Raw genomic sequence first — 11,933 nt, 5'->3', positions numbered from 1 at the left:
GCTTGTGGGTGTTTGATGCAAGTCGGTTTGCCATTCAAGACAGGCCGGCTATCGCCTTTCTTTTTCGTGTGAATAAAGCATGTCGGTAGTTGCCTTTAATGAGGAAGATAAACCATGACCACTTCCAGTGCCGTGCACTCCCAGGCATTCAGTTTCATGAGTTATGTACAAGGTGGCGTTGACCCTCGCACCGGCCAGTACACCGTGTCCATCGACTTGCCCGAGGTCAAGAGCAATTGGCTGAACGGCCCGGCCTTTCCATTGAGCCTGGCCTTCAACCCGATCAACACCCTGGACTCCGGCTTTGGGGTCGGCTGGAACCTCAACCTGACCCAATTCACGCCCCATGACGGCATCCTCGCCCTGAGCACCGGCGAAACCTTCAAGGTCACCGGCAGCGGGACGACTCCCGACATTCGCGAGAAGAAACTCGACACCTTCCACTTCGAAAACCTCGGCAACGAACGCTATCGCGTGCTGCACAAGTCGGGCATGGTCGAACACCTGCAGGTCGGTGGCAGCCAGAACGACCGGGTGGCCTTGCCCGTGAGTATCACCGCGCCCACCGGCCACAGCCTGACCCTGGCCTACGTGTTGTTCCGCGGTGGCCAGCGCCTGCAGAGCATCAGCGACGCCCAGGGCGAACTGCTGCGCATCAATCGTCATGGCGGCGATGAGTGGGTGGAGATCCTCGTGCGCCCCGACGCCGGCCCCGGCGGCGCGGCGCTGGCGCGCTATGAAGTGAAGCTCAACGCCAGCGGCTGGGTCACCGAAATTATCCTGCCCACCCCCGACAAGGGCTCCTGGCGCTTTGGCTACGGCAACGGGCCGATTCGCAACATCCTCTGCCTGCACGAGGTCAAGACCCCGGTCGGCGGCCGTGAAACCATCGAGTACGCCGACAGCGGGCATCCCTACCCCGGTGGCGTTACGCGCCCCAACCTGCCACGGGTCACCCGCCATCGCAGTTACCCCGATTTTGGCCAAGGGCACGCCGATGACACGCGGATCGAAACGGTTTACAGCTACACCGCCCACAACTTCCTGGGTGCCGGCGAAACCGTCAGTTGGGAAGAAGGAATGGACCCGCTGTACAAACTGAGCGCCAGCTACGAATACGGCAGTACCGCCAGCCTGATGATCGGTGGCAACGCGGTACGCCAGGTGGAGCGCCGCTACAACCGATTCCATTTGCTGACCGAAGAAAAAACCACGCAGGACCATTGCGTCATGCGTGTTGCGACCCAGTATTACGCTGAGAACGTGGCGTTCGAGCGCCAGGTTCCGCAGTTCCAGATGCCCAAGGCGGTCGACACCAGTTGGGCGCTGGACAACGACTCGAGTCAGTACCGCGCCGAAACCGCACTCAGTGCCTATGATGAAAACGGTAACCAGACCGAGCAGGTCGAGCCCAATGGCATCAAGACCGTCTACACCTACTACTTGAAAAATGGGGAAGACGGTTGTCCGCCGGACCGTTTTACCCGCAACCTCAAAGACACCACCGTGTTCCCTTCGTCCCAGGGCGAGCCTGGGGCACCGACCTTGCGCACTCGCCTGCGCTACACGGGCCATCCGCCGCTGATCAACAGTGGGATGGACGCCTGGCTGGCGGTCGACAGTGAAACCCTGGTACAGGTGCAAGGCACCCAGGAAACGACCTTGCAACAGACCCTGTTCGAATACCACGAGTTGCCAGGGGACGCTTTCCTGCATGGTCGGCTGCTCAACCAGCGAGTCATGCTCAATGGCACCACCCGTATGCAACGATACGAGTACGCGACCCTCACCAGCGTGATGGCCGGTGAGACGGTGCTGGAGACCACCGAAACCTTTATTGGGCACGATGATGCGCCCGGTTTCGAAGTTCGTAAAAAGGTTGTCAGCGAAGACTCGTTGCTTCACGGGCAGCCTCTGCTGACCCGCGACGACAATGGCGTGAAGATCCGCTACACGTACGATGCGCTGAATCGTGTCGAAACTGAAACCGTTGCACCGGATGAACCGGCGTTCGAAGCCACGCGCCGTTACTCGTACCTGCTGACGGCGATGGATGGGCAACGGGCCGAGCAAGTGGTGACCGACGTCAAGGGCGTCAGGACCCGGACCCTCGTCGACGGGCTCAACCGCCCGGTGCATGAAGAGCGCGATGACGCCGACAACCCGCTGCGTGCCCAGGAGTACCGGCAGACGTACTCGGCCAAGTATGACCCATTGGGGAACCTGATCGAGGAAACGCAATACGATTGGCGGGGGGCGCTACAGGTGGCGCTGACCTCCACGTACGAGTACGACGGGTGGGCCATGCAACGCAGTGTCACCGGGCCGGACGGGGTCACGGTCCATGAAGAAACCAACCCTATGGGATCTGCGCAATGGTCAGGCCCCATCCAGATCCAATGGCGCGAGGGTCGTGGCAGCGATGCCAAAGTCAGTGGCAGGACGGTGACCTACCTGAACCTGCTGGAAAAACCTGATCGCATAGAGCGCTTCGAGACCGATGGAACGCTGATCAGTCGGCACCGATACGGTTACGACGGTCTCGGGCGAACCGTCAAGGAGACCGATGCCCGTGATGCAACGACCGAGTACACCTACGATGCCTTCGATCGCATGCTGACCACCGTCCTGCCCGGCGGCGCGACCGTCCGACGCGGTTACGCACTGCACAGTACAGATGACCTGCCGACCGAAATAAGTGTCGACGGTATCGAATTGGGCCAACAGGTTTTCGATGGATTGGGGCGCATGGTCGAATCGACCACGGGTGGCCGCACGCAGCGTTTTACCTACGAGCCCGGGCAGTCCCAACCGGCGACCCTGACCACTGCCAGCAATCAATTGATCCATTATGTCTATCAACCTCAGTTGGGCGAGGAGCCCAGCCAGCGGCGCTTGCCCGGCGATGTCACGGCCGAATACATACGCGATGGAAAAAACGCTCGACTCGTCAGTTGCAAGGAAAGTGGGCTGGAACTCTCCCGCGAGTACTTTTCGACCGGCGACTTGAAGGCCGAGACGCGCGTGCAAGAGGGCAATACTTATGCGATGAACTATGAATACAGCCGACTGGGCCTGCTGTTGAATTACACCGATGTACTGGCACAAACCCAGTCATACACCTATGACAGGACAACGAACCTGCTTGAGCGGACGCGTCTGGGCACGACATCCTCGGACTTTACCTTCGATAGCCTGGCGCAGCTCAGTTCGATCCGCACCGAGGACAGTAGCAGCGGGCAAAGCGTGACCATCCGCCTGGAGTACGACGGGATGGGGCGAGAAATACAGCGCACGTTTGACCTTGATGGCGTCGAGCAGCAACTGACCCAGGTGTACAACGAAGTGGATGCGTTGACCGAGCGAACCTTGCGCCAGGGACAGGTGTTATTGCGCAAGGAAGTTTACGAGTACGATCCGCGGGGGCGTTTGGTGCTCTACACCTGTGAAGGCAGTGAACCGCCTGTCGATCCTTACGGCAAAATCATTCTCTCGCAGGTATTCGGCTTCGATGCGATCGACAACCTGACCCGTGTGATTACGACGTCCCCCGAAGGTATCAATACGGCCCGCTATACCTACGACACCCAGAACCCGGCGGGGGACCCCGCGCAATTGCGCAAGGTGACCAATACCGGTGTTCCCGGGTATCCACCCGAAATACTGCTCGAATACGACGCAGACGGGCATATGATTCAGGACGAGGAAGGTCGTCATCTGGAGTACGACGCCTTGGGGCGCCTGACGCAAATCAGCGTCGCCGGATGAGCAACCATGGATCGCCCGTCCACCAACGATCCTTGCCAGCGTGCTGTCGTCGCCACGGCAGCACCGACCAGGATCTGCGCGCCAGGTCTTGTCAGGCACACGCAGGCACCGACCGCTGTCACGCTGAGCTGGGATGAGCCTTATGCCACGTGCCCTTTGTGCCCCAATGCAATTGGGTATGAAGTGGCCGTAGAAGGTTTTCCTGTAAAAACGGTGGCGCGCTCGCCCTGTGTAATGACGGGATTGATTGCGGATGTTTCCTACATCGTTCACATCCGGGCCATTGCAGCCGGGAATATTGTTTCCGAGCCTAGTGCGCACTTTATGCGCATAAGGCCTGCGCCTCCCAGCCAACCGGAAGATCTCAGGGTCACTGAAGTGTCGTTTGGGTCGGCGAAGCTTGATTGGGTGCCGTCCGGTAGCAACGTCGATACCGCTCGTTACCGGGTTTATCTGAATGATTTCATTGTCGGGCAGGTTGCTCGACCCACTTTCAACCTGCAGCACCTGCGCAGTGGCGTGCTCTATCGCGTGAAGGTCGTGGCTTTCAATGCAGCCGGTTCATCAGAGCCTGCTTTTGTCACGTTTAAAACCCAGCTCAAGCCGCCCTCGAATCTGAAACTGAAACACCGCGCCGGTGTGTGCAGGCTGTCCTGGGATCCCATGTTCGGTGCCTGGCCGACCCACGAGGTTTCGATTAACGGCAGGCATTTTTCAGCGGGGGCGCTCGGGTTGAATTTCGATCTCGATGAACTGTCTCCCGGTGCTCCGCCGCATGCCTTCAGATTCGAGGTGTATGCCAAGCTTGAAGAGCAGGTGTCGCAAACCACGACGTTCGAAACGATCCTCAATGATGTCGAGCCGCCTACCCAGCCTGGAAAGCCCGTGGCTATCAACATCACGGATCATTCGGTGGACCTGCAATGGCCACCGTCCAGCGACAATGTCGGGGTGACCGGCTACAGGGTTTTCGTGAATGGTTTTCCTTATATCTTCCCAAGTCCTGTTGCCAGCCAGCGAATCCTCGGATTGATCAACGGTGCCTATTACTGGGTGTTTGTGCGCGCGCTGGATGCCGATGGAAATCTTTCGACGCCAGGGCCGGTGACGGTATTCAAGACCGCCGGCGAGGCACCGGTCCCGCCACCCTTTGCGCCGACAGCGGTCAGCATCGCCCCGCTGACGTCGACTTCAGCCCAGTTGCAGTGGACGCAGGGCGAGGGTGAAATGGTGACGGGAACCAGGATCAGCATCAATGAAGAGTACAGAAATATAGGGTTTTCCAGGGAGTGCAGATTGGATGACCTGACCCCCGACATCGAGTATTCGATAACACTGCAAACGTTCGACTATTTCGGGCAGTTGTCCGAACCCTTTACATTGACCTACACACCCAGGGACACAACACCGCCCAGCGTCCCGGCAAATCTGCGAGAAACGGCTTCGACCGGCGACTCGGTGACATTGTCTTGGGATGCGTCAACGGACGACATCGGTGTGTGCGGCTATGTCATCTACAACGATCGCGAGTATTTCGATACCACCCCGCTCACTCACTACACTGTTGTCGACCTGCTTCCCGGTTCCTATACGTTTGGCGTCTGTGCGTTGGACACTTCCGGGAATGCTTCGGAGCCTGCTTCGAGAGTGTTTGAAGTCGGGGGCTAATGGTTCTAGGCGATGTTCGGGTGGGAAGAGGCCTGTGCGACACTTGCGTATCGTCACAGGTGTCCGGACCTGCATGGAAAATGGCAGCAGGGCACTTAGATCAACCCCTGCTCACGCGCAATCTTCCCCGCGAGATGACGGGAGCTGACGCCGAATTTGCGGCGAATGTTGTTGAAATGATAGTTCACGTTGGCTTCGCTGCAGGCGAAGATCACCGCAATCTCCCAGGAGGATTTGCCCACCTCGCTCCATTGCAGGAACTCCTTCTCCCGGTTGGTGAGTCGGACGACTTGGGATGGCTTGCTTTCGGTGGCTGCGAAGGGGGTCTGATACGACGAAGAATGTCCAGAATGCGCAGTGGTGTGGTACATGACTGCAACTCCCAATCATCATTAATGACGTGGGCCGGCGAAGTCTTCCTGCCGTTTGATGGCTGGGTTCGCACGACCTTTCTCCAGGCCCCTGGCCAGGGCTGAGGCACGGGTTTGTTATATCCCGATTCAAGCCCCCTGAAACCTGTCAGACATGACAGGTCGTGGTGTTCGGTCAGATGATTGCTGTCGTTAAAATTTGCATTCCGTCCAACGCGGGTATATACACGCACCCATGCTTGCTTCCCAATGCTTGTGCATCAACCTGCGTCGCGCCGCCCGTGGCGTCAGCAGGTATTACGACGGCGCCCTCGATGGCTTCGGGATCAACGTTGCCCAGTATTCTTTACTGAGCAACCTGGCCCGCCTGGATCAACCGAGTATTTCTTCCCTGGCCGAGGCCATGGGTCTGGACCGCAGCACCTTGGGGCGTAACCTACGGGTGCTGGAGGGCGAGGGGTTGGTGGCGCTGGCCGAGGGCGAGGACCTGCGTAACCGTATTGTCGTGCTGACCGACGCCGGGCATGCCCGGTTGGCGGCGGCGCTGCCGGCCTGGGAGGCGGCGCAACAACGCTTGATCGATAAGCTGGGCGCCGAGAAGCGCACGGCGTTGCTGGCCTTGCTGGACGAACTGGCGTAACGCCGGTTCGTTCGAATACAAGCGGGTATATACCCGCGAGCGGAGAATAATAATGACATCGATGTGGCGTACCTGTGGTTGGGTCCTCGTGGGCAGCGCGCTGATCCTGGCGTTGTCCCTGGGCGTGCGGCATGGCTTCGGCCTGTTCCTCTCACCCATGAGCGCCGAGTTCGGCTGGGGGCGTGGGGTGTTCGCCTTTGCCATCGCCTTGCAGAACCTGATCTGGGGCATGGCGCAGCCCTTCACCGGGGCGTTGGCCGACCGTTTCGGCGCGGCGAAAGTGGTGCTGGTCGGGGGCGTCCTGTATGCCCTCGGCCTGGTGTTCATGGGGCTGTCGGATTCGGCCTGGTCGTTGTCGTTGAGCGCGGGATTGTTGATCGGCATCGGCCTGTCCGGCACCTCGTTCTCGGTGATCCTGGGCGTGGTCGGCCGGGCCGTACCGCCGGAGAAACGCAGCCTGGGCATGGGCATCGCCAGTGCCGCCGGTTCCTTCGGCCAGTTCGCCATGTTGCCGGGCACGTTGGGGCTGATCGGTTGGCTGGGGTGGTCGGCTGCCTTGTTGGTGCTGGGCCTGCTGGTGGCATTGATCGTGCCGTTGGTGAGCATGCTCAAGGACGCGCCGTTGCCGGTGACCGGCCCCGAGCAAACCTTGTCCGAAGCGCTGCGCGAGGCGTGCAGTCATTCGGGGTTCTGGCTGCTGGCCCTGGGGTTTTTCGTCTGTGGTTTCCAGGTGGTGTTCATCGGCGTGCATTTGCCGGCCTACCTGGTGGACCAGCATTTGGCCGCCAGCGTTGGCACGACGGTGCTGGCCTTGGTGGGCCTGTTCAACATCTTCGGCACCTACACCGCCGGTTGGCTGGGCGGGCGCATGTCCAAGCCGCGCTTGTTGACCGGGTTGTACCTGTTGCGGGCCGTGGTGATCGGCCTGTTCCTGTGGCTGCCGGTGACCACCACCACGGCCTATCTGTTCGGCATGGCGATGGGCTTGCTGTGGCTGTCCACGGTGCCGTTGACCAACGGCACCGTCGCCACCTTGTTCGGTGTGCGAAATCTCTCGATGTTGGGTGGGATCGTGTTCCTGTTCCACCAGTTGGGTTCGTTCCTCGGCGGCTGGCTGGGTGGGGTGGTATACGACCGCACCGGCAGCTATGACTTGATCTGGCAGGTGTCGATCCTCCTCAGCCTGCTGGCGGCGGCATTGAACTGGCCTGTGCGTGAACGTCCGGTGGCGCGCCTGCAAGTTCAGGCCGGTGCCGCATGAGCCGCGTCGGCCCGTGGTTGGTGGCGCTCGGCGCCGGCTTGCTGCTGACCTTCGCCTGGTGGGGCTGGCAGCAGGGCGGCCTGGCGTTGATGCAATTGGGCATGGGAACCTGTTGAACGATGGACGAGGTCGGGCTCGGCGAGTAACGTCGTAGGCTGAATGCCTATAAGGAAATGCCGACATGCTGATGCGCTGGCTTGCTGTTCCGACGCTCCTACTGGCCGTAGCCGGCCCCCTATGGGCCGCCGATTGCCCACCGTTGCTGGAGGGCTCCTTGCCCAAGCTGCGGGCCAAGGAAACCATCGACCTGTGCCAGCGCTTCGCCGGCAAGCCGCTGGTGGTGGTCAACACCGCCAGCTTCTGCGGTTTCGCCCCACAGTTCAAAGGCCTCGAGGCGCTGAACCAGCGCTACAAGGACCAAGGGCTGCAAGTGCTGGGCGTGCCCTCCAATGACTTCAAGCAGGAGTCCAAGGACGGCGCTGAAACGGCCAAGGTGTGCTACGTCAATTACGGCGTGACCTTCACCATGACCGAGCCGCAACCGGTGCGCGGCGCCGACGCCATCCCGTTGTTCAGGCACCTGGCGGAACAGTCTGGCGCGCCGAAATGGAATTTCTACAAGTACGTCGTCGACCGCCAGGGCAAGGTCGTCGCCAGTTTCTCCAGCCGCATCAAGCCCGATGACCCCGAGTTCATCAAGGCCGTGGAAGCCGCCATCGCCTCCAAGCCCTGATCGCCGGCCACGAAAAAGCCCCGCGTCTTTGCAGAGTGCGGGGCTTTTTTTGCTTCAGTCGGCGGAGGGTTCAGCTTCGCCGTGAACCATCAGAAGCGGTAGGTTGCACCGACACCGAAGCCGTTGGCGCTGTTTTTGTATTCAGCGCTGTAGGATTGGCCCAGGGCGTTGGTTTGATTGATGCTGACTTTTTCCTCCTTGAGGTAGGAATACGCCACATCGATGGTCAGGTCGTCAGTCGGGCTCCAGCCAGCACCCAGGCTGAAGATGGTCCGGTCGCCGGTTGGGATGCGTGGCGAGCGGTCTTCATTGTTGGTAGGCGACTGGTCGAAGGACAGGCCGGTACGCAGGACCCACTGTTTGTTCAACTGGTAGGAGGTACCGATGGCGTAGGCCCAGGTGTCGTGCCAGTTCTGTTCTTCGGTGATGCTGCCCAGGAACGCAGGGGCCAGGGCGCCGCCGGCTGCCGTTACGCCTTCGTTGTTCACGGTGATTTCTTTCAGGCGGCTCCAACGGGTCCAGGTGCTGCCGGCATAGACTTTCCAGGCATCGTTGATCTCCTGGGTCACCGAGAAGTCCACCGATTCCGGGGTGGTGATGTCCAGCGAGGCGTCGTAGCGGCCATTGTTGAGCAGGAAGGCAGGGGTACCGGCGCCTGGGTTCACTTCAGTGTGACCTTCGAGCTTGTACTTGACCTTGGAGTGGTAGGTCAGGCCGACGCGCGTGGTGTCGGTCGCCTGGACCAGCAAGCCGATGTTGTAGCCGTAGCCGATGTCGTCGCCCTTGATTTTCACATCACCGTCATTCGGCGACAGTGGGGTGGTCAGGGTCGATTCCAGCGCGCCGGAAATACGGTTGACGGTCGGGCCGAAGCCGATCGAGACCTTGTCGTTGAAGGCATAGCTGACGGTAGGCTGGAAGGTCACGACCTTCACTTCGCTCTTGCTGCCGAAGTTGCCGCCCTGGAAGCCGTTTTCATAATCGGTGATGAGGCCGAACGGTGCGTACACACCGAGGCCGAAGGCCCATTGGTCATCGATCGGTTTGACGTAGAAGCCCATCGGAACGCCGGTGAGCGGGACCATGTCGCCCTTGTTGGTGCCGGCGTGAGTGCCGCTGGCATCGTCGATATCGGTGGAGGCATCAATAGCCGCGAAGCCGCCGGTCACTTGCTGGCGCTTGAGGCGCGACATGCCAGCAGGGTTGCCGAACACGGTGCTCGCATCATCGGCAGCAGAAGAACGACCGGCGAAACCAGTGCCCATGCCACTGATGCTTTGTTCGTTCAAGGCAAAGCCACTGGCGAAAAGTTGAGTGGATGCCAAGGTAACGGCAAGGCCAAGGGTGGTTTTGAGCATGATTTTTTTCATTGTTAGAACTCCTGATGGTCACCGGGGCGAAAATTACCAACATTTTCGTCCAAGCGCTATAGCCTGTATGGCTTGATTTAGAGCGGTTTTGTAGGACAATCCGACCAGATTCACGTCCGTTGTAGGAAGTTTCCAAATTCCCCATCAGCAAGCGACCGGATTCATGGATGAAACGCAGCTTTGCCAAGCGAAGGTGAAGTCTCGCAGGCGCCCCTGCGGGTGAAAGGTCTGGCGCCAGATGCGGGCCATGCCGAGCAGATCGTCGGCGTCGGGCAGGGCGGTGTTCTGTTCTTCCACCAGCAGCCAGGCGATGGCGGTGGCGTAGCGCAGGTTGACGGTCAGTTCCAGGTGCGGGCCGCTGAGAAAGGCGTGCTGGCTGGCCAGGCCACGGACCAGGCTGGCGCGTTCCGGGTCCAGCGCCAGGTAATGGTCCCACAGCGCCCGGTGGCGGGGTTCGGTGATGCGATACAGGCCGTGCCCGCGCCGGTCGTGCAGTGCAGAACCGAGGGCCGATTGGCTGGCGGCAATGCCCAGTAACAAGGATTCCGCCGTTGCGCTGTGGCGCTCCAGGTAAAGGAGCGTCGGGCGGATCACATATCGACACAGTTCGCTGGCAGCGATACCCATAAGACCCTCGAAGCGTGAAAAGGGCGGAGCCTGAAGGGTGTGGGCTTGGCAGCGGTGGATCGGTTCAGGCTCCGCCGGAAGCGGATCATGCCGCTTGAGTTGAAGTCTAGTGTCATATTTGCGCTGTAAAGGACTGTTTTTAAAACATCTTCGGCCAACGGTTATAACCCTTATATCCCTTGGTGCTTACGCCGTTTCGCTTTTCCCGGCCTTGCACGGCCGAATGTTGGGCATTGGCCGAGGCGTTTGCGCGCCCAGCGTGGGAATGATGAGGCAATAAAAAGCCCCGCTTTCTGGGCGGGGCCTTTGGGGTGTCAGCCTTGGCGGCGAATCAGGCAACCAGTGCCTGACGAGTACGCTCGATCACGGCCTGCAGCGGTTCTGCGCTGGAGTACTGATCGGGATACAGGCGTTCGCTGTGACGGGCGATGCCGTGTTCGTTGACTACGGTGAAGCTGAAGCAGCCTTTGCGAGCGGCCATGATCAGGCAGTTCATTGGGGCAAAAGCGTTGGTTAGGGTGCGGATGGCATCCTGGGTCTGGATTTGAGTCGACATGTTATGGGTGTTCCTACAAATGACACGGTTAAGAACCGTGCAACGTTAAAACGTTCCAGTAACGTCGACCACCATTGGTCGAACGAAGAACCCGACTGGAACAAAGCAGCCAGTTTGAGCGCTATAGACAGTGCGCGCTTGGGCTGGCAGGTAGGTACTTAGGAGGGCAGGCAACACATCAGGGGCAAAGGTTCTGGGCCCGGGGTGAAGATCCTGATCAATTTGCAGGTTGGTTCGGTCAGAGCAGTGAGCCTGGCAACACCCTTCGCATTCGATCAAAGGCTGTGTTGGCGCAAGCGTTACCTGGAAACCATCGAGGGGGCCGGTCTCTTTTTTTCGGTCAGGCGTCCGTGTTGGGATGGCTGACCGCAGAGAAGTGTTCGACCCGGAATTGACTTTCAGCTTGGTACTAACGCCGCGGATAGTAACGGATCGAATGACCGAAGGAAAGGAAATTGGTTAAAAAATATTCAAATGCCCGCAGAGACAGGGCGAAGGGGCACTAACTCTAGCACAAACGGCGCAGTGTTCGCTGATGGCTCGAGGCCATGCCCGCCGTGGGTTACACCAGGGTTATCCCCAGCTTCCACTGCGCGATGACACAAAAAAGCAGGCGCTTATAACCGCTTCGGGTGTTACTTGTGCACACTTGCTGCACCACTTGTCACCGTACTGTCATGTCGAAACAAACCCTTGCCAGTGCCTGCATCGAAAATTTAAGTCAATGAAAAACATCGCTTTTTTTTACTGGTGAAAAAATCGTCAGTTTGAGCGCAGGCCCCGTTCCACAGGGCTTTCGGCGAGTTCGAGGGGGGTTGTCCACTGAGTTATCCACAGCTTCTGTGGATTGTCCCAAGCGCTTGCTCTAGCACGGGCGTGCCGGTTTTTTTCGACTTTACCCGTGGGAAAAAAGGAGTAGAGTGGCGCGCCTTTCGATCT

Annotated in this window: 9 protein-coding genes; 5 read left to right on the top strand and 4 right to left on the bottom strand. The window is 59.5% G+C overall.

The annotated features are described in order from the left end of the window. Positions 1–114 precede the first annotated feature (114 nt). Both V5F23_RS20895 and V5F23_RS20890 read left to right on the top strand, forming a co-directional pair. The gene (locus tag V5F23_RS20895) at positions 115–3,768 is read left to right on the top strand and encodes a sugar-binding protein (protein WP_338496420.1); all 3,654 of its coding nucleotides are present in this window, start codon (positions 115–117) and stop codon (positions 3,766–3,768) included. 6 nt (positions 3,769–3,774) lie between these two features. Further along, on the top strand, positions 3,775–5,436 hold the full coding sequence (locus V5F23_RS20890; RefSeq protein WP_148049541.1) for a fibronectin type III domain-containing protein: 1,662 nt from the start codon (positions 3,775–3,777) through the stop codon (positions 5,434–5,436). 95 nt (positions 5,437–5,531) lie between these two features. On the opposite strand, the gene V5F23_RS20885 is transcribed toward V5F23_RS20890, so the two are convergent. Next, positions 5,532–5,807 carry a LuxR C-terminal-related transcriptional regulator gene (locus tag V5F23_RS20885; RefSeq protein WP_042730083.1) on the bottom strand — a complete coding sequence of 92 codons (276 nt, stop codon included), beginning with the start codon at positions 5,805–5,807 and terminating at the stop codon, positions 5,532–5,534. 235 nt (positions 5,808–6,042) lie between these two features. Here V5F23_RS20885 and V5F23_RS20880 point away from each other — a divergent pair, with 235 nt between their 5' ends. The 3 genes from V5F23_RS20880 (at position 6,043) to V5F23_RS20870 (ending at position 8,441) form a co-directional block, all read left to right on the top strand. After that, positions 6,043–6,447, top strand: coding sequence for a MarR family transcriptional regulator (locus V5F23_RS20880; protein ID WP_042730082.1), 405 nt, complete (start codon positions 6,043–6,045; stop codon positions 6,445–6,447). A 52-nt stretch (positions 6,448–6,499) separates the two neighbouring features. Continuing rightward, entirely contained in the window at positions 6,500–7,708 is a 1,209-nt protein-coding gene (locus V5F23_RS20875) for an MFS transporter (RefSeq protein ID WP_042730081.1), read from the top strand. 181 nt (positions 7,709–7,889) lie between these two features. After that, positions 7,890–8,441 (top strand): glutathione peroxidase, encoded by a 552-nt coding sequence (locus tag V5F23_RS20870; protein WP_047736510.1) that lies wholly within the window; start codon positions 7,890–7,892, stop codon positions 8,439–8,441. Positions 8,442–8,530: 89 nt separating this feature from the next. Here V5F23_RS20870 and V5F23_RS20865 read toward each other — a convergent pair whose 3' ends face one another. From V5F23_RS20865 to V5F23_RS20855, 3 genes are all read right to left on the bottom strand, one after another. Further along, positions 8,531–9,811: an outer membrane protein transport protein gene (locus V5F23_RS20865; RefSeq protein WP_042730079.1), complete on the bottom strand. Its 1,281-nt coding sequence runs from the start codon at positions 9,809–9,811 to the stop codon at positions 8,531–8,533. Between the two features lie 144 nt (positions 9,812–9,955). Next, positions 9,956–10,438, bottom strand: coding sequence for a hypothetical protein (locus tag V5F23_RS20860; protein WP_338496416.1), 483 nt, complete (start codon positions 10,436–10,438; stop codon positions 9,956–9,958). A 331-nt stretch (positions 10,439–10,769) separates the two neighbouring features. Then, entirely contained in the window at positions 10,770–10,994 is a 225-nt protein-coding gene (locus tag V5F23_RS20855; RefSeq protein WP_016773719.1) for a hypothetical protein, read from the bottom strand. Positions 10,995–11,933 lie beyond the last annotated feature (939 nt).

This window comes from Pseudomonas sp. WP18 (genome assembly GCF_036689585.1).
In the GTDB taxonomy this organism is placed as follows: domain Bacteria; phylum Pseudomonadota; class Gammaproteobacteria; order Pseudomonadales; family Pseudomonadaceae; genus Aquipseudomonas; species Aquipseudomonas chlororaphis_E.
Note: the sequence above shows the minus strand (reverse complement) of the source record. Positions and strands in the feature narration are given on the sequence as shown.